Annotated in this window: 15 protein-coding genes; 7 read left to right on the top strand and 8 right to left on the bottom strand. The window is 65.4% G+C overall.

Features of this window, described 5'->3' with window-relative positions; translation table 11 throughout:
• Positions 1 to 4: 4 nt before the first annotated feature.
• Entirely contained in the window at positions 5 to 2,422 is a 2,418-nt protein-coding gene (locus ACMGGG_RS12375; protein ID WP_414155581.1) for a glucose/quinate/shikimate family membrane-bound PQQ-dependent dehydrogenase, read from the bottom strand.
• A 219-nt stretch (positions 2,423 to 2,641) separates the two neighbouring features.
• Positions 2,642 to 3,556, bottom strand: coding sequence for an AraC family transcriptional regulator (locus ACMGGG_RS12370; RefSeq protein WP_065862709.1), 915 nt, complete (start codon positions 3,554 to 3,556; stop codon positions 2,642 to 2,644).
• A 102-nt stretch (positions 3,557 to 3,658) separates the two neighbouring features.
• Here ACMGGG_RS12370 and ACMGGG_RS12365 point away from each other — a divergent pair, with 102 nt between their 5' ends.
• The 5 genes from ACMGGG_RS12365 to ACMGGG_RS12345 are packed head-to-tail and all read left to right on the top strand — an operon-like array spanning position 3,659 to position 8,095.
• On the top strand, positions 3,659 to 4,219 hold the full coding sequence (locus ACMGGG_RS12365) for a carboxymuconolactone decarboxylase family protein (protein ID WP_054890851.1): 561 nt from the start codon (positions 3,659 to 3,661) through the stop codon (positions 4,217 to 4,219).
• A gap of 46 nt (positions 4,220 to 4,265) precedes the next feature.
• Positions 4,266 to 5,330 (top strand): acyl-CoA dehydrogenase family protein, encoded by a 1,065-nt coding sequence (locus ACMGGG_RS12360; protein WP_054890850.1) that lies wholly within the window; start codon positions 4,266 to 4,268, stop codon positions 5,328 to 5,330.
• Positions 5,327 to 6,148 (top strand): ABC transporter ATP-binding protein, encoded by an 822-nt coding sequence (locus tag ACMGGG_RS12355; protein ID WP_054890849.1) that lies wholly within the window; start codon positions 5,327 to 5,329, stop codon positions 6,146 to 6,148. Before ACMGGG_RS12360 ends, ACMGGG_RS12355 begins: the two co-directional genes overlap by 4 nt.
• Complete coding sequence (locus tag ACMGGG_RS12350) at positions 6,135 to 7,340, top strand: ABC transporter substrate-binding protein (RefSeq protein WP_414155580.1); 1,206 nt, start codon at positions 6,135 to 6,137, stop codon at positions 7,338 to 7,340. The genes ACMGGG_RS12355 and ACMGGG_RS12350 overlap by 14 nt, the downstream gene beginning before the upstream one ends.
• Positions 7,340 to 8,095 (top strand): ABC transporter permease, encoded by a 756-nt coding sequence (locus ACMGGG_RS12345; RefSeq protein ID WP_054890847.1) that lies wholly within the window; start codon positions 7,340 to 7,342, stop codon positions 8,093 to 8,095. Before ACMGGG_RS12350 ends, ACMGGG_RS12345 begins: the two co-directional genes overlap by 1 nt.
• Before the next feature lie 69 nt (positions 8,096 to 8,164).
• On the opposite strand, the gene ACMGGG_RS12340 is transcribed toward ACMGGG_RS12345, so the two are convergent.
• Entirely contained in the window at positions 8,165 to 9,253 is a 1,089-nt protein-coding gene (locus tag ACMGGG_RS12340) for an LLM class flavin-dependent oxidoreductase (RefSeq protein ID WP_112898429.1), read from the bottom strand.
• Positions 9,254 to 9,283: 30 nt separating this feature from the next.
• Complete coding sequence (locus ACMGGG_RS12335; protein ID WP_414155579.1) at positions 9,284 to 11,836, bottom strand: TonB-dependent receptor plug domain-containing protein; 2,553 nt, start codon at positions 11,834 to 11,836, stop codon at positions 9,284 to 9,286.
• A gap of 339 nt (positions 11,837 to 12,175) precedes the next feature.
• Here ACMGGG_RS12335 and ACMGGG_RS12330 point away from each other — a divergent pair, with 339 nt between their 5' ends.
• The gene (locus tag ACMGGG_RS12330; protein WP_414155578.1) at positions 12,176 to 13,132 is read left to right on the top strand and encodes an IS110 family transposase; all 957 of its coding nucleotides are present in this window, start codon (positions 12,176 to 12,178) and stop codon (positions 13,130 to 13,132) included.
• 233 nt (positions 13,133 to 13,365) lie between these two features.
• Here ACMGGG_RS12330 and ACMGGG_RS12325 read toward each other — a convergent pair whose 3' ends face one another.
• From ACMGGG_RS12325 to ACMGGG_RS12310, 4 genes are read right to left on the bottom strand one after another with little or no spacing between them, the layout of a single operon-like run.
• Complete coding sequence (locus ACMGGG_RS12325; RefSeq protein WP_065862715.1) at positions 13,366 to 14,919, bottom strand: ABC transporter substrate-binding protein; 1,554 nt, start codon at positions 14,917 to 14,919, stop codon at positions 13,366 to 13,368.
• Between the two features lie 4 nt (positions 14,920 to 14,923).
• On the bottom strand, positions 14,924 to 16,123 hold the full coding sequence (locus tag ACMGGG_RS12320) for an LLM class flavin-dependent oxidoreductase (protein ID WP_065862716.1): 1,200 nt from the start codon (positions 16,121 to 16,123) through the stop codon (positions 14,924 to 14,926).
• A gap of 12 nt (positions 16,124 to 16,135) precedes the next feature.
• Entirely contained in the window at positions 16,136 to 17,359 is a 1,224-nt protein-coding gene (locus ACMGGG_RS12315) for a lipase family protein (RefSeq protein WP_414155577.1), read from the bottom strand.
• 22 nt (positions 17,360 to 17,381) lie between these two features.
• Complete coding sequence (locus ACMGGG_RS12310) at positions 17,382 to 18,455, bottom strand: ABC transporter substrate-binding protein (RefSeq protein WP_414155576.1); 1,074 nt, start codon at positions 18,453 to 18,455, stop codon at positions 17,382 to 17,384.
• Positions 18,456 to 18,895: 440 nt separating this feature from the next.
• Between ACMGGG_RS12310 and ACMGGG_RS12305 the strand changes: the two genes are divergently transcribed.
• Positions 18,896 to 19,966, top strand: coding sequence for a sigma-54 interaction domain-containing protein (locus ACMGGG_RS12305; RefSeq protein ID WP_112898426.1), 1,071 nt, complete (start codon positions 18,896 to 18,898; stop codon positions 19,964 to 19,966).
• The last annotated feature ends 45 nt before the right edge of the window (positions 19,967 to 20,011 follow it).

Below are 20,011 nucleotides of genomic sequence, written 5' to 3'. Positions count from 1 at the left end.
CGGTCTATGGCAAGGCGTACGAAATCACATAGTCGCCACGGTCAGTCGACTGTCGCGCGCCACCGGCGGTGATCACCACGTACTGCTTGCCGGTCTTGGGCGATACGTAGGTCATCGGCCCGCCCTGGCTGCCGACCGGCAGGCGCGCCTTCCAGATCTCGTTGCCGTTGCTGCTGTCGTAGGCACGCAGGTAGAAATCCTGGGTACCGGCGATGAACACCAGGCCGCCTTGGGTGGACAGGGTGCCGCCCAGCGTCGGCAGGCCGATCTTGATCGGCAGGTGCATGCGGATACCGAGCGGGCCGGTGTCCTCGACGGTGCCGACCGGCACCTGCCAGGCGATCTGCCGGGTCTTCATGTCGATCGCGGTGAGGGTACCGAACGGCGGCGCCTGGCAGGGGATGCCGGCCACCGACAGGAAGCGGTTCTTGTTCACCGCGTAAGGCGTGCCCTTGAGCGGCACGGCACCCATGCCAGTGTTCAGCGCCTCGCCACCGGAGGCTGCCTGGCCACTGTTCTGCGAAGGGATCATCTGGATCCACAGGCCCAGGCGCATGTCGTTGACGAAAATGAAGCCGTGCACCGGATCAGTCGAAAGGCTGCCCCAGTTCATGCCGCCCAGCGAGCCGGGGAAGCTCAGCGACAGGTCAGTGCCGGGGGCGGTGTACAGGCCGTCGTAGCGCATCTTCTTGAAGTCGATGCGGCACAGCAGTTGATCGTACGGGGTGGCACCCCACATGTCCGACTCGGTCAGGGTCTGCGCGCCGATCTGCGGCATGCCGACGGATTTGGGCTGGGTCGGCGAATAGGGCTCGTTGGGGATGTTGCTCGGCTTGACCGGTACTTCATCGACCTGGGTCAGCGGTGTACCGGTGGCGCGGTCGAGCACGTAGATCTGCCCGGCCTTGGTGCCGATCACGACTGCCGGCACCGTGCTGCCGTCGTCCTTGGTGAAGTCGATCAGGCTTGGCTGCATCGGCAGGTCGAAGTCCCAGAGATCGTTGTGCACGGTCTGGTAGACCCACTTCTGGTTGCCGGTGGTGGCGTCCAGGGCCAGCACCGAGGCACCGTAGGTGTGGTCGAGCTTGCTGCGCTCCACGCCGTAGATGTCGGTGGAGGAGGAGCCCATCGGCAGGAACACCGTGTTCATCGCCGGATCGTACGACATCGGCGCCCAGCTGTTGGGGGTGCTGCGCACGTAGGTGCTACCGTCGGCGGGGGCGTTGCGGTCCTGCGGATTGCCCGGATCGAAGGCCCAGCGCATCTGCCCGGTCATTACATCGAAGCCGCGCAGTACGCCGCCGGGCATGTCGGTCTGGACGTTGTCGGCGACCCGCCCGCCGACCACTACGGTGGTGCCAGCCATCAGTGGCGCCGAGGAAAGCTGGTAGTAGGAATCCGGGACGTCACCCAGGCCGGCCTTCAGATCGACCTGGCCGTTGTTGCCGAAGCCTTCGCAGAAGGCACCGGTGTCGGCATCCACCGCGATCAGGCGACCGTCGATGGTGTTGGTCAGCAGGCGGCGCTGGCAGTTGGCGCCCGCCGGCAGCGCGGCAACGGTGATCGGCGAACTGTGCGGTTGGGTCGGCTGGACGATTGGCGCGGTGGCATCGAAGTAGGCCAGGCCACGGCAGCGCTGCCAGACCTTGGATTGCGCGTTGATGGCGTTTTTCCAGAGCTCCTTGCCGGTGTCGGCATCCAGGGCGATCAGGTTGTTGTGCGGGGTGCAGATGAACACCTTGTCGCCGACCTGCAGCGGGGTGAGCTGGTCTTCGGCGCCATTGCCGTCGCTGATCGCGACATCACCGGTGTGGTAGGTCCAGGCCACCTTGAGCTTGTCGACGTTGGCGCGGTTGATCTGGTCCAGCGCGGCGAAGCGGCTGCCGCCTTCGGTGTTGCCGTAGTGCGCCCAGTCCTTCTGCTCTTTGCCCGGTTCCACGGCGGTCAGGCCAGGGCCGTTGCCGGTCGGTGCGACGCTGGGGTGAGCGACGAACATATTGCCTGCGGCGATGGCCAGTACCACTGCCAGTGCTGCAGCCAAAGCATAGGCGCGTCGGCCGCTACTGCCGCCGTTGGCACGCACCAACAGGGGATAGACCAGCGCAACCACCAGGCCGATGGCGCCGAACATGAACAGTCGCGAGAACAGCGGCCAGAACACCAGGCCTGCATCGGCCAGTGCCCAGATAACGGTGCCGAGCAGGAACACGGCGTAGAGCCATGCGCCGGCAGGCTTGCGACGGGCGATGAGCAGGCCGGCGATGGCCATCGCCAGGCCGCCGATCAAGAAGTACCAGGAACCGCCCAGGCCGACCAGCTTGACGCCGCCTGCGGCCAGGAGCAGACCGAGCAGGGCGATGATCACGCCCAACCCGACCAGGAGGAATGTGGAGGCGCCAGAAGCGCGGGGTGTGTCGTTCATGCCAGGGATCTCGCAGGTGGAATGCGTGAAGTCTAAGCCCTTAGCAAGCTAATTAACAAGTTAGTACATTTTATTGGGTGACGGATTGTCGCAGGCGCCTAACAGCGTATTTCCGGGAATTCTCACGAAAATTGCGATTAAATGTAGCCAAATGGAGGCGAACGGTATTACTTGCGCATGCGACCAACGTCGTATGCGCAAGGTCGCGCTACGTCGAAATCAGCGCTTGAGTTCGTGTTGCTTGCGGTAGGCACCCGGTTGCATGCCGATCGCTTTTGCGAATGCTCGGGTGAAGGCCGCCACGGATTGATAGCCCGCCTGGGCGCCGACCTGTTCCACGGTATTGCCTGCGCGCAGCAACTGGCAGGCATGGCGCATGCGCAAGGCCAGCAGCACCTGGCCCGGCGACTGCCCGGCGAGTTCGTTGAAACGCTTGAAGAACGCCGAACGCGAAAGCCCGGTGCAGGCCGCCATGCTCTCCAGCGACCAGCTCTGGCCCGGGTCTTCGATCAGGCGTTCGAGCAGGCCGGCAAAGGCCGGCTGGCGGGCGAGGGCGATCAGCCCGCCCAGCGATTGGCCGCCATTTGCCTGCTGGCGCAGCACATAGAGGAACAGCAGGTGGGTCAGGCGTTCGAGCAACGTCTGCGACGGTGTCGGCTGGCGGCGGCACTCTTCCAGGATCAGCTCGAACAGCGCTCGCGCGGCGCTGCCGGCCGGATCGTTGGCCCGCAGCAGGATCCAGTCGGCCAGCCCTTCGACGATCAGCGATGACAGCCCCGACTGGAACTGGAAGAACCCGCACACCAGGCCCACGCCATCCCCTGCTTCGAGGTCCAGCGCCTGCATGGTGCGCCGCGGCTGGGCGCAGGCATCGACGGGGTCGGCGTCGCTGGAGAGCCTATAGGCCAGGTCGCGCAGCAGAAACACCGCATCACCGCTGTCCAGGCGGATCGGCTCCGGTTGCCCGTCGATGTGCAGCCAGCAGTGTCCCTGAACCACCAGGTGAAAGCTGGCCCGGCCCATGCCCTGGGTGCTGGCGTGCCAGCCGCCGCAGTAGCGGCCGACATGAAAGAGGCTGGCGTCGAGCTCCAGGCCCTCTAATAACCAATCGACAAGGTGGCAGGACGAAATCATCTAATGCAAAGACTCAGGAGCAAGGAAAGGCGACTGATGAATATGGATGCTATTTCTTATAACCAACAGACTGTATGGACACACATCAAAGGAGACTACTCCATGTCCTCGCGCATTACTCTACACACTCTGCAGAGCGCCCCGGAAGCGGCACGTCCCTTCCTTGAAAACGCCCAGAAGAATTCCGGCTTCATCCCCAACCTGCTGGGCATTCTCGCCAACGCCCCGGCGGCCCTGGAAACCTACGTCACGGTTTCGGCCCTCAACGGCAAGTCCGAACTGACCCTGGCCGAGCGCGAAGTGGTGCAACTGATCGCCGCCACCCAGCACGGTTGCGACTTCTGCGTTGCCGGCCACACCGCAGTGGCCCTGAACAAGGCCAAGCTGCCGCAGGAGGTGGTCGATGCCCTGCGTGCGCGTGGCGAGCTGCCTGATGCGCGCTACGAAACCCTGGCCGAGTTCGCCCGTGAAGTCATCGCCACCCGCGGCAATGTCAGCGATGCCACTTACCAGGCCTTCCGCGATGCAGGTTTCAGCGAAGGCAATGCTCTGGAAGTGATTCTGGGCGTGAGTCTCGCAACCCTGTGCAACTTTGCTAATGTGTTCGCCCAGACGCCGCTCAACGACGAGTTGAGCAAGTACCGCTGGCAGCCTTCGGCGTAATCCACGCCTGGTGCCGGCGCGCCGGCGTTTTCAAAGGAGTAGGGACATGCTTGATTCTGCATTTCGACAATGGCTGGATGCCAATGCCGAGGCAATCGACCAGGGCCAGTGCGACCCGCACCTGGTGCTGGCCCATATCGCCGAGTCGCAGTTGCTGCGGGTTGGCGTCGATCCGGCACTTGGCGGCTCGGGCGGTGACGTCACCGACGCCGTAGAGGCCATCGCCGCCATCGCCAGCCGCTCGCTGGCCTCGGCCTTCGTCTGCTGGGGACAGCGGGCCTTCATCGAATACCTGCTGCACAGCCCCAACCAGGCCTTGCGCGAGCGGTTGCTGCCAGACCTGCTGACCGGCGAACTGGCCGGCGCCACTGGCTTGTCCAATGCCATGAAGTTCCTCTCCGGTATCGAGGCCCTGCAAGTGCAGGCGCGTACCGAGGGCGAGGGCTGGACCCTTGAAGGCCGCCTGCACTGGGTGACCAACCTGCGCAAGAGTGGCTTCGTGGTAGCGGCGGCGATCGAGGCTGAAGCGGGCCAGGCACCTTTCGTGATGGCGATTCCGTCCAGCAGTCAGGGCCTTGAGCGTTCCGACGACCTGCAACTGATGGGCCTGCAGTCGAGCAGCACCGCCGCGCTGGCGTTCCACCAGGTCGCGCTGGACCGGACCTGGCTGCTGCACGAGAACGCCCGCGAGTTCCTGCCTCGGGTGCGGCCGGCATTCCTGGCGCTGCAGTGCGGCATGTCCATCGGCCTGACCCGTCGCGCCCTGGATGAAGTGCGCGAACACCTGCAAGGGCGCGGTTCGTTCCTCGCCGAAGCGGAACAGGTGTTGCGCGAGCGTCTGGAGAATACCGTCGGCGAGCTCAAGCAGGGTCTGCTCGACGGGCGTTTCCTCAACCAGCCCGCGGCACTGTTCAAGCTGCGCATCACCCTGGCCGAAAGCGCCGCCGATGCGGTGCAGATGGAGCTTCAGGCCAGCGGCGGCAAGGCTTATCTCACCGCCTATGGAGAAGGCTTTGCCCGGCGTTGGCGCGAGTCGGCCTTCGTGCCGATCGTCACGCCGAGCCTGGTGCAACTGCGCGCCGAACTGCAACGCCAGGCGGCGAACGTATGACCGACGTGTTGCTCGAAGCCCGCGCCATCAGCCTGGGCTACCCCCGCGAGGGCGGCTGGCAGGCGGTGCTGGAACAGTTCGACCTCAAGCTGTCGCCGGGCGAAGTGGTGACCATCCTCGGCCCCAGCGGTGTCGGCAAGTCCAGCCTGCTCCGCGTGCTGGCCGGTCTGCAGCAGCCTGGTGGCGGTGCGGTGTCCCTGCACGGCGAGCCCCTGCAGGGGCCGCACCCGCGTCTGGCCGTTGCCTTCCAGGATCCAAGCCTGCTGCCCTGGCTGAGCCTTGAAAAGAACGTTGCCTTTGGCCTCGACTTCGCCCGTCAGCCTGCGCTGGCGGCGGCCGAGCGGCGTGCCCGGATCGACCACGCCATCGAGGCAGTGGGCCTGAACCATGCGCGCAGCCAGTACCCGGCGCAGCTGTCGGGCGGCATGGCCCAGCGCACGGCACTGGCCCGTTGCCTGGCGCGCCAGCCCGAAGTGCTGCTGCTGGACGAACCCTTCGGCGCACTCGATGAAGTGACCCGCGCGGACATGCAGCAACTGCTGCTGCAACTGATCGCTACCCACAACACCGCGGCGGTGCTGATCACCCACGATATCGACGAAGCCCTGCTGTTGTCCGATCGCGTGCTGCTACTGGGCAACCACCCGGCGCGCACCCTCGGGCAATGGCACATCGACCTGCCGCAGCCGCGCGCGCAGCGGGTCGAGGAGCTGGGCGCGCTGCGCATCGAGATTCTGAAAACCCTACGGCAGGCGAGCCGCCCCACCTCAACATCTTCTTCCCCCCTGTCGTCGGAGCCTGCCCATGTGCATGGATGATTGCTGCTCTTCCACGTCGCGTCGCGATTTCATCAAGCTCAGCGCCATGCTCACCGCCGCCGGCGCCTTGCCGATGCTGTCGAGCCTGCAGGCACGCGCTGCCGCCGAGCCGGACGCGCCGGTACGCATCGGCTACCTGCCGATCACCGACGCCACGCCCTTGCTGGTGGCGCACAACAATGGCCTGTTCGAGGCCGAAGGCATCAAGGCCGAGCGTCCGGTGCTGCTGCGCAGCTGGGCGCAGGTGATCGAAGCGTTCATCTCCGGCCAGGTCAACGTGATCCACCTGCTGTCACCGATGACGGTCTGGGCCCGCTATGGCAGCAAGGTGCCGGCCAAGGTCGTGGCCTGGAACCACGTCGGCGGCTCGGGCCTGACCGTTGCGCCGGACATCACCGACATGAAACAGCTCGGTGGCAAGACCGTCGCCATTCCGTTCTGGTACTCGATCCACAACGTGGTGCTGCAACAGATGCTCAGTGACAACGGCCTGAAGCCTGTGTCCAAGCCTGCCACTGCGCAACTGGCGGCCAACGAGGTCAACCTGCTGGTACTGCCGCCTTCGGACATGCCGCCAGCGCTCGCCAGCAAGCGCATCGCCGGCTACATCGTCGCCGAACCCTTCAATGCCCTGGCCGAGAATCTCAAGGTCGGGCGCGTGCAGCGCTTCACCGGCGATGTCTGGCGCAACCATGCTTGCTGCGTGGTGTTCATGCACGAGCATGACCTGAACAATCGCCCGGAGTGGTCGCAGAAGGTGGTCAACGCCATCGTCAAGGCGCAGCAATGGACCCGCGATCACCGCGCCGAGGCCGCGGCGTTGCTGTCCAAGGCCGGTCCCAACAAATACACCCCGCACGAGCCTGCGGTGCTGACCAAGGTCCTGGCGCCTTCGGCCGAAGACCGTGCCGCCTACATCGCCAGCGGTGCGATCCAGCATCAGCAGTGGGACGAAAAGCGCATCGACTTCCAGCCGTACCCGTTCCCCAGCTACACCGAGGAGCTGGTCAAGCGCTTGAAGCACACCCTGATCGAGGGCGAGAGCGGCTTCCTCGCCGGGCTGGATCCGGCGCAGACCGCGCGCGACCTGGTGGACGACCGCTTCGTGCGCAACGCCATCGCCGCCGTGGGTGGCCCGTCGGTGTTCGGCATCGCCGACAACTTCGAGCGTAGCGAGGAGTTCGCGGTCTGATGCGCAAGCATGTCGTACATGGCGCCCTGGGCCTTGCCGGGCTGGCGGTGCTGTTGCTGTTGTGGTGGGCGGGGGTGCAGGTGTTCGGCGAGGCCGACGGCCTGTCGGCGCGTTTCTCGCCCCAGGCGACGCTGGAGAGCCTGGTCGAGTTGCTGGGCCATGGCGAGGTCTACGGGCACATCTGGGTGAGTCTCAAGCGTATTCTCATCGGCCTGCTGTTGGCGCTGCTGATCGGTGTGCCGCTGGGTTTGCTGGTGGGCAGCTACCGGCATCTGGAGGCGGCGACCACGCCGGCGTTCCAGTTCCTGCGGATGATCTCGCCGCTGTCGTGGATGCCGGTGGTGGTGATGCTGATGGGGGTGGGCGATCAGCCGATCTACTTCCTCCTGGCGTTCGCCGCGCTGTGGCCGATCCTGCTCAACACCGCCGCAGGCGTGCGTCAGCTCGACCCGCGCTGGTTGCAGCTGTCGCGCAGCTTGAGTGCCACGCGCTGGGAAACCCTGTGCAAGGTGATCATCCCAGGGGTGATCGGCCATGTGCTGACCGGCGTGCGCCTGGCGATCGGCATCCTGTGGATCGTGCTGGTGCCGTGCGAGATGCTCGGGGTCAGCGCGGGCCTTGGGTACTTCATCCTCGACACCCGTGACCGCCTGGCCTATTCGGAGCTGATGGCGATGGTGCTGCTGATCGGTGTGCTGGGCTTCATGCTCGATGCCCTGGCGCGCGGGCTGCATCGGCGCTGGGTGCATGCCTGAGGTGTTGCTGGCGCCCGCAGGTTGGGCGCCGCACACCGGGCAGCGCCCCACCTGTGGCGGCGCTGACGGTCAGCGTGTGACGCGGGCCTGGCGCCGCCGCACTTCTTCTCGCACCGCCGGAATCACCCAGCGTCCATAGTCCACGGTGTCGTACAGCGGGTCGTAGCCACGGTTGAGGAAGGTGGTCACGCCCAGGTCGACATAGTCGAGCAGGGCCTGCGCCACGGTTTCCGGTGTGCCGACCAGCGCGGTGGTGTCGCCATAGGCACCGACTGCGGTCGCGGTCGGCATCCACAGAGCACGATCATGCCGGTCTGCACGTGCTGCAGCGGCGAGCAGGCGCTCGGAGCCGGTGCCCTTGATGCGCTTGCTCCAGGGGCTGTCGGCGGCGAACTGTGGGTTGGCCTTGATCTGCGCCAGGATCTGCTCCGCTCTCTGCCAGGCCAGCTCCTCGGTGGCGCCGAGGATCAGGCGTACCGACAGGCTTACCCGCGGCGCCGCCACCCCGGCGCTGCTGGCGGCCGCCTTGAGCTTGGCGATCTGCTCGGCCACGCCACTCAACGGCTCGCCCCACAGGGCGTAGAGGTCGGCGTGCTTGACCGCGATCTGGTAGGCGATGTCCGACGAGCCGCCGAACGAGATCGGGATGTGCGGCTGTTGCAGCGGCTTGACCGGCGAGAACGCGCCCTTGATGTTGAAGTAGCGCCCCTCGAAATCGAACGGCGCCTCGGCGGTCCAGGTGCGCCGGACGATTTCCAGGTATTCGTCGGTGCGCTGGTAGCGTTCGGTCTTGTCCAGCAGGGTGTCGCCTTCCTGGGGTTCGGCGGTGATCCCGGTAATCGCGTGCAGACGGATACGCCCGCCGCCGGTGGTGTGGTCGAGGGTGGCGAAGGCGCGCGCCGCCACGGTCGGGGCGGTGAGGGCCGGGCGGTGGGCGATCATGAAGCCCAGGCGCTCGGTGTGCGCGGCGGCGTAGGCGGCGATCTGCAAGCTGTCGGCGCTGCCGGGGCCGCTCGCGATCAGCACCCGGTCGAACCCGGCGTGCTCGTGGGCGCGGGCATGATGACGAATGAACGGCAGGTCGAAGTCGGGCGTGCGTACGCCGCGGGTCTCGGACCACTGGCGGGGAAAGATCATACCGACGAATTCGATGGACATGGCAAAGCCTCCCGGGTGTGGGGTTGAGGGTCAGAACTGGTAATCGACCTGTGCCAGCAGGGTTCGGCCCGGCATGGGTTGCAGGAAGGTGTTGGTGGAGCCGGCCAGGCCGCTGACGAAATTCAGCTCGTCGGTGACGTTGAGCATGCGCAGCGTCACCCCCCACTGCGGCTGGCGGTAGTACACGGCCAGGTCGAGGTTGTATTCGTCGGGCACCTTCACCGTCTTGCTCAGGTTCAGGTACCAGCTGCTGGTCCACCAGCCGGACAGCTCCACGCCAAAGCCTGAGTCGAAGCGATAGTCCACATAGCCCCCGGCGTTGTACTCGGGGATCTGCACGGCATCGAACTTGCCCGAGGGGCGCTGGTTGAGGCTGTTGTTGTCGCCGAACACGGTGCCGTTGTCGGGAATGAATCCGGCAGAGGCGAAGCCGGCCTGGCTGGTGAACTCGTTGTAGGCGCTGATGCGCCTGAGATTGAGGCCACCGCGCAGGTGTTCGTCCTGGTAGCGCAGCGTCGCTTCCAGGCCTTTGACGATCAGCCGGGCGATGTTGTTGTTGCTGTCCGGCGCCTGGTCGCGGGCCTGGCGATAGGCCGCCAGGGTCAGGAACAACTGGTCGGGCACGGCTTCGACCTTCAGCCCAAGCTCGTGCAATACGCTCAGGCTCTGGAACGCCAGGGGGTTGAGCTGGTTGGCGCCGGTGCCGCTGCCCCAGCCCAGGCCGTTGGTGAAGAAACCGGTGTTGACCGCCAGCGAGCGGTCGAAGGTGTAGTACAGGGTGCTGTTGTCGGTGGGCTTGACGTAGGGGCTGACCTGGACCGAGAACAACCGGTAGTTGTTTGCGTCCTTGCGCTGGCTGGCGCCATTGACCACGAAGGGGTTCTCGATGCGTGCGTCGATCCAGCTGCGGCTGGCGCCGATGTTCAGGCCTGCACGTTCGCCCAGGCGCAGGTTGTGCTGGCTGAACAGGGTCTTGGTGGTCCAGGTGCTGTCGGCGGTGTACGGCGCGATGGATTCGGCGTACAGGCCATGCCCGGCCGGGTACATGGCCGGCAGGTTGAGCCAGCCGTAGAGGTTGGAGAACTGCGCCACACCGGGCTGGCCGATCCAGGCCGCGTTGCCGCCGGCGGGGTTGCGACCGGCGAGGCCGAGCAGGTCGCCTGGGTTTTTCAGGCGCGGGTCCTGGGTCAGGTCGTAGGCGTTGATGGTCGAGCCGAAGCTGTTGTTGGCAGCGATCGACTGGTTCGATTCGCGGCGATAGATCAGGCCGCTGTTGCTGTCGTCGACCAGGGTCAGGCCGCCGAGCTGCCATTGCCCGCGGGCACGGAACTCGAAGCGGTTGTCGAAGATGTCGTCCTTGCCCTGGACCTGGAAGGCGCCTACCGCATCGGTGGTGTCGGTGGAGTGCTGGTAGAAGGTGCTGTTGGCCAGGGTAATCGACGGTGTCAGCTCTCCTTCGATGCGCAGTTGCGTGGTGAAGCGTCTTGAGCGGTTCTCATCCTGGGCGCGCTGGCCGGTCTGCGACGACAGCGAGGTCAGGCCGTTGCCTTCCAGCGACGGGTCGTAGACCCAGCCGCGCAGGCTGCCGGGGTTGGCCTGGGTGTTGGGCGACGCGCCCTGGAAGCTGCCGTTGACCACCGAATACTGCCCTTGGGCATTGCGCTGGCGTTGCACCCAGCCCAGCACCTGTGCGTCGCTGGCACCGGAGGACAGCACCGGCGACCACAGCGTATTGCCGTTCTGGATGATCGGTGTGGCGCGGCCGGCGTAGTATTTGCCGTGGTCGACCAGGTCCTGGGTGGCGCGGTTCCAGCCGTGGGTGATGTTGTAGTCGTAGTAATCGTCGTAGGCGGCGTTCCAGTCCACGCGCACATGGTCGTTGCGAAAGGCCAGGGCGCCGTAGAAGGCGTCGAAGTTGTTCTCGACGTTGTCGTAGAAGTCTTCCTGGCGCTGGCGGGTGATGCTGACCCGGTAGGCGAGGTTGTCGCTGATTGGGCCTGTGTTGTCGATGCTGAATTTGGTCGCATCGCTCGATTCGCCGTCGGGGATCCAGCTGCCGATTTCACCGGAGAGCTTGGTGCGAAAACGTTCGAAGTCGGGCTTCTTGCTCAGGTAGTTGACGTAGCCGCCGCTGCCGCTGACCGAGCCGTAGGTGACCGACGAGGGGCCGGCCACGATGTCGGCGCCCTCATAGGCGTTGAAGTTGGCAGGGTGGCGTACGCCATAGGCGCGCTGGCCGTCCTGGAACACTTCGCTGTTCTGGCCGCGCATCTGCGGGGCGATACCGGCGTTCTGGCCACCGCCGCGGGTGATGCCGGGGGCGTACTTGACCAGGTCGTCGGCACTGCGGATCGGGTCGCGAGCCAGTTGCTCGGCGTTGACCTGGGTGACCGAACGTGGGGTGTCGAGCACCTTGGCTTCGAGGCCGCCGTAGATCGATGAGGGTGGGCGAGTGGGCAGGGCGTCGTCGTCGGGTTGTTCGGCCTGGACGGTGACGGTTTGCAGGACCGTGTCGTCGGCCAGCAACGGGGTGCTGGCCAGGGCCAGCAGGGCGAATGCAGGGTGCAGGGCTGCGCGGGGCATGGAGTGGGCCTCGTTCGGGTAAGGTGGAATGGAGGTGGGGCGCAGCCGCGCCTGCGGTTGTTTTTGGAGTTATGTGGGGGGTGTGCCGGCCCTATCGCGGGACAAGTCGGCGCGCCAAACCGCCGCTTGTGTCTTGATAGGGGATTAGAATCTGGAGTGAGAGCGGTGAATGGCAAGCTGAATGCCGCGTGTGCCTTGAGCACGAGTGGGAGCACAAGCTGCCATTCACCGTTCCACTTTGGCGAGAGCCCGAACAGTTGGATGCGGCCTTGATCTCGAATCACAAGCGTGGGCCAAGCCAAAGTCCTCTCACTCTGTTGAGTCTAGGAGATTTTGGTGATGGTTTCCTTTGTGGGTATCGATGTTTCTAGTCGCACGCTGGACATAGCGGTCCGTCCCCAGAGCCTCAAGATCAATGTCACCAACGATCAGGCAGGGTTCGAGGTATTGGAGAAGAGCCTTCGAGGCCTCAAGGTCAAGCGTGTCCTGCTGGAGGCGACAGGCGGATACGAGCGTGAGGTTCTGAGCTTTCTGCAGAGCGCTGGCTACAAGGTCATTCGCGTCAACCCCAGGCGAGCCAGGTCGTTTGCCGAGTCCATGAATATCAAAGCCAAGACCGACGCCATCGATGCAGCGGTATTGGCGCATTTCGCCGAAGTTATCCCCGATAAACCTACTCTGCAGGTCAGTCCGCAGAGGGCGTTGCTGCGCGAGCTGCTGCAGCAGCGTGATCGTCTGGTCCAGCAGCGAGACGACGACCGGCGGCGCCTGAAACAGGCTCAGTCTGAGGTGGTCGCTCGCTTCCTGAAGTCCAACCTCCAGCACTTCAGGTCTCAGATCAGACAGATTGAGCATGAGCTCAAGCTGCATGCCGAAGGGCTGGGTGATGAACGAATTGCTCAACTAGTCCAGGTCAAAGGTATCGGGCTGGTGACGGCTGGGAAGCTTGTAACGCTGCTGCCGGAGTTGGGCCATGTGGAGGCCCGAGAAATAGCCTCGCTGGTTGGGGTGGCACCTTTCAATCACGACAGTGGAACATCCGTAGGCAAGCGCTCGATCTCGGGAGGCCGTTTCGGGATAAGGTTCGCGTTGTACATGTCGTGTTTGGTGGCCGTAAGGCAAAACCCCTCGCTTAAGGCGAAGTACCAAGCACTGCGTGAAAGGGGCAAGGCAGCCAAGGTCGCGATTGTGGCCTGCATGAGAGTTTTCATCGTACGACTCAATGCGATGCTAAGAACGGGTACCCCCTGGCAGGATGTGGAATTGCCTCAGTGCAAGAGCGCAACACCGGCGTAAATCCGAACGCCGTACGTGTGGGAGCGGGTTTACCCGCGAAAAAGACACCGCGCTGCCTGGCACGGGCTACGCCCGTGTTCGCGGGACAAGCCCGCTCCCACAGGGGATTGGGCTGGCTTCTAGATTTTGAGCAAGACAGTTGCTCCCACAGGTACCCTGTGGTCTGGGAAATCGGTGAGGTACCGGTGGGAGCGGGCTTGTCCCGCGATAGGGCCGGCAAAGGCAGCGCGTGATCATGACTTGAGCCACAAACTTTCGAACCGCCAGGTACTGAACAGCGAGCGCTCCGGCTGCGCCCCGCCGACGCGGTTGCTGACGCTGTCGAGCAGGTCGGCGTAACCCCAGATCAGCATCCCGCCGCGCTGGTACTGGATCTCTTGCGCGCGATGCACCAGCACTTTGCGCTTCTCCAGGTCCGGCTGGGCCATGGCGGCGAGAAACGCCTCGCTGAATTGCGCGTCGTGGAAGTGGGTCTTGTTCGCCACCGCGAACGGCGCATCGGTATGGATGGCGCTGGCCAGGAACGGCGCACCGATGCTGCCCCCGGTGCTCAAGGTCCAGTCGTCGCGCTGCGGCCCCTGGAACGTTGCCAGGTCAACCTGGCGCACCTTAAGGGTGACGCCGATGCGTTTGGCCTGCTCGGCCAGTACCAGCGCCGAGGCGAGTCCCGGCCCGGGTGTGGTCACCAGCTCCACCTCCAGCTGTTCGTGGCCTGCCTCGCGCAGCAACTGCGCGGCCCGCTGCGGGTCGTGCGGCCGCGGGCCGAGGGCGTTGTTGAAGGTTGGGTCGAAGGGGGCGTACAGGTCATTCGCCACGCGACCCTGACCGTTCAGCGCACGGCGTACCAGCTCTTCACGGTCAGCCAGCAGGCGGAAGGCTTCGCGTACCCGTGGGTCGTCGAACGGCGCCTTGGCGGTGTTCATGTCGAACGACAGCCAGTTGCCACTCACCGACTTGAGCAGGGTCAGTCGCGGGTCGGCCTGCAGCACCTGCAGGTGCTCGGTGGACATGACGTTGGCCATGTCGATCTGCCCGGCGCGCAGGGCCGCCAGGCGCCCGGTCTGATCCTTGAAGTCGATGATCTCCAACTCGTCCGCGTAAGGCTTGTTCGGCTTGAAGTAGTTGTCGAAACGGGTGAACAGCGAGCGTTGCCCAGGGGTAAAACTCTTGAGCTTGAACGGCCCGGCGCCGACTGGATTGCTGACCGGATGGTAGTCCACCGGCACGATGCCGCCGAAATTGACCCAGGTCTCGGGCAGCGGCAGGTAGCTACGGCCTTCGCGAAAACGCAGGCGCACAGTGCGCTCGTCGAGCTTCTCCAGATGGTCACGATCGACCCAGTGCAGCAGCGCTGCATAGGGCGAGGCCAGTTGCGGATCGGTGAGGCGGCGGATGGAGAAGATCAGGTCGTCGGCATCGATGGTCTTGCCATGGTGGAACTCCAGGCCCTGCTTCAGGCGCAGGGTCCAGCCGCTGGCATCGGCGTTGGGCTCGGCGAACTCGGCCAGGGCCAGGCGCGGCTGCATCTGCTCGTCCCATTCCCACAGTTTGCTGTACAGCGCAAAGCCTCGCACGATGCCGCTGCCGATGGGCTTGTGGGCGTCGAGGTTGCCGCTCTGGTTGCCGTCGATGATACCCAGGCGCAGGCGCCCGCCGTGGCGTGGCTGGTCGGCGACTGCGGTGGCCGGGCTGTCGCTGGGGCCGCAACCGACCAGCAGCCCGCCCGCCAGCACGCCGGTATGGCCGAGGAAGCTGCGCCGGCTCAGGGGGTAACCGTCCCTGGTCATGGGCTCAGGCTCCGTTGGCCGCGTGCAGTTGCACGGGCGTTTCAGGCAGGCGGGCAAGGGCGGCGCGCTCGCCACGGAAGTGCGGCAGGATGTGCTCGCCGATCCGATAGGCCTCTTCCAGGTGCGGGTAGCCGGCGAGGAAGAACAGGTCGATGCCGATGGCGTTGTACTCGCGGATCCGCGCCACCACGTTCTCGTAGCTGCCGACCAGGGCGCAGCCGGGTGGGATGCCGATGTAGCCGAAGCCGGTCCAGACATTGGGATGGATGAAGAAGTCGTCGATGCCGGGGGTATCGCCCTTGTCGGTAAAGCCTTGCTCGTAGCTGAGCTTGCGTGCCGTGCGCAGACCAGCGTGCGCGGCCCTGGCCTTGACCGCGCCCTTGGCGATGCCTTCGTCGAAGAAGCGCTGCGCCTCGGCGCGGGCCAGGGTCTCGGTCTCGCGGGCGATCACATCGATCGACAGGCCGAAGCGGATGTCGTTGCGTCCGTACTTCAATGCGCGGGCGCGGATGTCGGCGATCAGCGCGGCGATTTCGTCCGGGTGCTCGGCGCGCATCAGGTAGAAGTCGGCATGCTTGGCGGCGAACTCACGCGCCGCGACCGACGAGCCGGCGGTGCAGATCAGCGGCAACTCGGCCTTCTTCAGCGGCCCACGCAGGCCACCACCGTCGGCGTGGTAGTACTTCCCGTCGTAGTGGAACTGCTCGTTGTGCCAGTAACCCCTGACCACATCCATGAACTCGGTGGCGCGCGCATAACGGTCATCGTGGCTTTCGTAGTCGCCGACCTGGCGCTGGATCGCGTCCGAGCCGCCGTTGATGATGTTCCAGACCAGGCGGTTGCCGGTGGCTCGCTGATAGGTCGCTGCCTGCTGCACCGCGACCCAGGGCGTGTAGTGATAGGGCTGGAAGGCTGTGACGAACTTCAGTGTCCGGGTCTCGCGGGCCAGCAGCGAGCACACCGTCCAGGGCTCCTCGCCGCTGGGGGCGTTGACCATCAGCGCGCCGCCGAAGCCGTTGATCTCGGCGGCGCGGGCCACCTGGCCGAGGTAGTCGATGTAGGTGAAGTGATCACCCACGGCGAACCCCGATACCGCGCCGGTGCTCGGCCCGCCCGGGTGCCAGTCGCCGCGGTTGCGGCTGTCGCCGGGAAGAAACTGCGTTTCGCCATGCAGTGGCAGGCGGGTGAAGAACTCGATGCTCATGTCGGGCCTCCTTTACTGGACTGTCGGTTTGCAGATCGGGGTGATGGGTTCGCCGTTGATGACTTTGTGGGCGAAGGGGATCGAATCCTTGAGCGAGGCGTTGACGGTCTCGCTGTGGCCCAGGCCCTTGTACAGGTGGCCTTCGACGATGGAGCCGGCGTCGCAGGCGTCCTGCATCAGCTTGGCCTGGCTGGCGGCGGTGGGGGTCTGGTCCTCGGCGCCGGTGCCGATGAAGATCGGCTGCGCCAGCTTCAGCGTCGGGTAGGAGACCTGCGCCAGCCATGGCTTGAGCTTGTCGCCCTGGTAGTCCTTCTTGGAGTTGGCGGTGGTAAGGCCGGTACCGACCACGTCGCTGACCAACGATGACAGGCAGCTGCTGCGGGCCTGCTCGAACAGTGGCAGCGCCTTGTCGGTGTAGTGATCGCGAGGGTCGATGCTCGGGTCGTACTGCTGCGCGGCGAGCAAAGTGTAGAAGCCATAGGCCAGGGATGGGTCGACCTTGTTGTTGTCCCGTTCACCGACGTTCTTCGAGCCGACGGTGTAGATCACTCCGGTGCCGATGCTGCCCCTGACGCCCAGCTCCGGCGCGTAGGTGGCGGCATAGGCGCCTGCGGCGAAGGCACCGGCGCCGCCCTGGGACTGGCCGACGATCAGCACCTTGTCGGCCAGGCCCGGCACGCCGTGTACCACGGCACGCGCGGCGTCGAGGATGCCGTAGGCCGCGGTGCGGTTGTTCAGCAATGGGTGACCACCGGGCACGCCCAACCCTTGGTAGTCGGTGGCGACGATGGCGAAGCCCTCCTTGAGCCAGCGGTCGAGGTATTGCACGTCACGGTAGGAGCGCCCGGCCCAGGACGGCGCGCAGATGTCGGCGACGCCGACCGTGCCGTGGCCCCAGCTCAGCACCGGCCAACCGCCGGCGGGAGCCTTGCCCTTGGGGATGAACAGCGCCCCGGAAACCACGACCGGGGTCTTGCCGTCGCGTCCGTCCAGCGAGCTGTAGAGAATCCGCTGGGCGCTGGCGGCGTTGGGCAGGCTCAGCGTCTGCTCCAGCGGCTCGCTGCGTAGCAGCTTGCCGGGGGCGGCGGGGATCACTTCGCTCCAGCTGTAGAACGCCGAGACACGGCCGTCGCCTTGCTGCGGGTCGGGCTTGGGGGCGTAGGTCGGGGCGGCCAGGGCGCTGATCGAAAAGGCCAGGGCGCTAAGGCTGAAGACGAGGGTGGCAGGCAGTTTCATGGACGGGTCTCTTTTCGGAAATTCAGGGTTGTTTGCTCAATTGCGTGGCGACCGCAGGCCAGTAGCCGGTGAGCTGCAGGTCTTGCAGGGCCTGGCGGGTGAAGTGGGTGGCGAGGTCGTGGCGAATGTCGTAGGGCGTGCGGATCAGCCGGTTCTCCAGGGCGTAGCGGGCCAGGGCCTGGTAATGGGCTTCGAGCTGGGCGTCGGTCTTCGGTGCCCAGCGGTCTTTCCAGGCCACCGGGTCGTCCTGGTCATCGCGGCGCAGCACGCTTTCGGCAATGCCGGCGCGAGAGGAGAGCTTGTAGTAGGCGTCGCGGTTCTCTGCCTGGGAGATCCACCAGGCGGCCTTGACCCAGGCGGTGGCGACCAGTTGGGTGAGGTCGGGGTGCTGCTCGACGAACAGGTCGGTGCCGAACAGGTCGGAGACCAGGCGCCAGTCGTTGGCGCCTTGCTTGGTCGACCAGAGAATGCGCGCCACGCCTTTGTCTTCCAGGGCATAGGCTTCGTTGAGCAGCACGGCGGCATCGACCTTGCCGGCGGACACCGCGGCGGCGCCAACCTGCGGGTTGAGGTTGGCGATCTTGAAGTCGGCCAGGCTCAGGCCCTGGCTGTGCAGGAAATTGCTGAAGGCGAACTCCCACGGACGGCCACGGTGCAGGGCCAGGCGCTTGCCCTTGAGGTCCTGGATGCTGCGCACTGGCGAGTCGGCGGGCACGACGAGATAGATGTTGTTGCCGCTGCCACCGGGCACGACCAGCTTGCCCGGCACACCACCGGCACCGGCGATCACGGTCGGCAGGTCGCCGCGCACGGCGAAGTCCAGGCTGTTGTTGCTGAAGCCCTCGTTGATCTGCGGGCCGGCGCCGGCGTGGGGCAGGGCGACCCATTCGAGCTTGACGCCGCGCTCGGCCAGTTGTTGTGCCAGCCAGCCCTCTTCGATGACCCGGCCAGGGATGCCGCCGAATACCGGCGCGCCGCCCTGGGTGAAGGCGACGATGGCGATGCGCACGGCGGGCGGGGCTTCGGCGGCGACGGTGGAGAAGCTCAGTAGCAGGCCGGTGAGCAGGGCCAGGGCGTGACGCCAGGGGTTGTTCATATGCGGCTCCAGGAGGTGGTGGTGCGGTCGGGGCTGCGGTGCAGCCCATCGCGGGGCAAGCCCGCTCCCACAGGTACCGCGCGGTTCTCAGGACCTGCGCTGAACCTGTGGGAGCGGGCTTGCCCCGCGATGGCCGCACAGCGGCCCCAACCACCAACAGGGTGTTACCTCCCCTTGAGCGAAATGCATGCCAGCACCGGCCCGGATCCGCTCCAGCCCCGGTGGCACTAAGCCTTCAGCCCTGCGACCCAGAGCCCTCGCGATGGCCTGGCTGCTGATCCCTGCGCAGGCCATTGCTGGCTCGTTGCTGCTCCAGCAGCAATCGAGGTGCTGATTTTTTCAATATGTCAATTTCGAATATATAAATATTTATTAATAATTTTTGGGTCTAAATTTATTCGTGCACTATGAGGGCGCGCTTCAACTGCCAGGAATGCATCATGTCGCTGATCACTCACCCCAATGCCCGAGAGCTGACCAAGTCGGTACGTGCCACCGTGCTCGTCTTCAAGGACCCACGCTCGCAGGAGCTGCTCAGCCGCATCGAGCGCCTGGCCCCGAGCGAGGCCAACACCCTGATCATCGGCGAGACCGGCACCGGCAAGGAGCTGGTTGCCCGCCACATCCATCACCTGAGCCGCCGTGGCCGTGAGCCGTTCGTAGCGGTCAACTGCGGCGCTTTTGCAGAAACCCTGGTGGAGAGCGAACTGTTCGGCCACGAAAAGGGTGCCTTCACCGGCGCCACCTCGAACAAGGCCGGCTGGTTCGAGGCCGCCAATGGCGGCACGCTGTTTCTCGATGAAATCGGTGACCTGCCGTTGAACATGCAGGTCAAGCTGCTGCGCGTACTGCAGGAGCGCGAGGTTGTGCGCCTGGGCTCACGCACGCCGATCCCGATCAACGTGCGGCTGGTGGCGGCGACCAACGTCAACCTGGCCGACGCGGTGGTGGCCGGGCATTTTCGCGAGGACCTGTTCTACCGTCTGCACGTGGCGACCATCCGCCTGCCGCCACTGCGCGAACGACCTGGGGATATCCTGCCGCTGGCCGAATTCTTCATCGAGGAGCACTGCCGACGCCTGGGCTATGACCGCGCGTCACTGAGTCTCGAGGCTGAGCGCAAGCTGCTGGCGCATAGCTGGCCTGGCAACATCCGCGAGCTGGAAAACGCCATCCATCATGCATTGCTGGTGTGCAGGCAGCAGGTGGTGGCACCGCAGGACCTGCACCTGGTGGACATGCGCCCGCAGGCGGTGTTGCCGGGAGAAGTGGCCGTGACGGCGGGATTGCCAGCAGCGGCAGCGGCGCCGGTGAGCCTGGAAAGCGCACTGCTGGCGCTGTTCGAGCAGAACGTGCCGAACCTGTACGAGCATATCGAGGAGACGGTGTTTCGCGCGGCCTACCGCTACTGCCATGGCAACCAGTTGCAGACTGGGCGTTTGCTCAATATCAGCCGCAACATCGTGCGGGCGCGGCTGGAGAAAATCGGTGAGCTGGGGAAAGCCGGGTAGCCGAGGCTTGCTCGGCATGGGCCGCGGGGTGCCTGAGCACCCCAC

Source organism: Pseudomonas sp. BNK-44-b, assembly GCF_047456245.1.
GTDB lineage: Bacteria > Pseudomonadota > Gammaproteobacteria > Pseudomonadales > Pseudomonadaceae > Aquipseudomonas > Aquipseudomonas machongensis.
This window is presented reverse-complemented; position numbering and strand designations above follow the sequence as displayed.